This window comes from Pseudomonas azerbaijanoccidentalis (genome assembly GCF_019145495.1).
Classification (GTDB): domain Bacteria; phylum Pseudomonadota; class Gammaproteobacteria; order Pseudomonadales; family Pseudomonadaceae; genus Aquipseudomonas; species Aquipseudomonas azerbaijanoccidentalis.
Genome location: NZ_JAHSTU010000023.1, coordinates 1 through 1,232 on the forward strand (window position 1 = coordinate 1; position 1,232 = coordinate 1,232).

Genomic DNA, 1,232 nt, shown 5'->3' on the forward strand with positions numbered 1-1,232 from the left:
TTGAATCGCCCCGGGTTTCGTAGACACCTCCATGCCTTAAAATGAGGCCAATCAGGAGGTGCCATGAGCAACCCGCGTTATCCCGAAGAATTCAAAACCCAAGCGGTCAATCAAGTGACCGAAAAGAAGCTTCCCGTCGCTGACGTAGCGGCCCGTCTTGGTGTGTCGACGCATAGCCTCTATGCGTGGATAAAGCGCTACAGCAAACCTCAAGAAGAACGGCAGCAAGACGATGACCAGCACGCTGAACTGCGTCGACTGCGAGCGGAACTCAAGCGGGTCACTGAAGAGCGAGACATCTTAAAAAAGGCCGCCGCGTACTTTGCCAAGGAGTGCGGCTGAAGTACGCCTTTATCAAGCAGCGCGCGGGCGACTATTCCATTCGACGGCTTTGCCTGACGCTGAAAGTCCATCCCAGTGGTTATTACGCCTGGTTGTCTGAGCCGCAATCTGCACGCGCTAAAGATGATCAGCGATTGCTGGGTTTGATTAAGCATTCATGGCTGGAGAGTGGCGGAGTGTATGGCTATCGCAAAATCCATGATGATCTTCGCGAGGTCGGTGAAGATTGTGGTCGGCATCGTGTGGCGAGGCTGATGCGTCTTGAGGGGCTGCGCTCTCAGACAGGGTATCGACGACGCCCTGGAAAGTACGGAGGTAAGCCAGCAGTCGCCTCACCCAATTTACTGAAGCGCCAGTTCGATGTCGTAGAACCCAACAAAGTGTGGGTCACCGACATCACCTACATTCGCACGTACGAAGGCTGGCTGTATTTGGCTGTGGTGCTGGATCTGTTTTCTCGTCAGGTCGTTGGCTGGTCAATGAAGTCGCAGATGACCAGTGATCTAGCCATTGATGCGTTATTGATGGCGGTTTGGAGGCGTAAGCCGAAACAGGAGGTGATGGTTCACTCCGACCAAGGCAGCCAGTACAGCAGCACCGATTGGCGCAGTTTTTTGAAGGCGAATAATTTGGTTGCCAGCATGAGTCGCCGAGGCAACTGTCATGACAACGCCGTAGCCGAGAGCTTTTTCCAGCTTCTAAAGCGGGAGCGTATCAAGCGGAGAATCTACACCACGCGGCAAGATGCTCGTAGCGATGTGTTCGACTACATCGAGATGTTCTACAACGCAAAACGCCGTCATGGTTTCAACAATCAGCTGTCACCGGTAGAGTTTGAAAAGCGTTACGCAATGAGCTTGCAAGGTGTCTAGAGAATCCGGGGCGATTCA

General features: G+C 53.3%; 1 protein-coding gene. It reads left to right on the forward strand.

Annotation, left to right across the window (positions count from 1 at the left end):
• Positions 1–63: 63 nt before the first annotated feature.
• Positions 64–1,214 (forward strand): IS3 family transposase gene (locus KVG88_RS30945; protein ID WP_117148206.1). Its coding sequence is split into 2 segments (ribosomal slippage): positions 64–298 and positions 298–1,214, totalling 1,152 coding nucleotides; the frame shifts between segments, so codons are not numbered across the junction.
• Positions 1,215–1,232 lie beyond the last annotated feature (18 nt).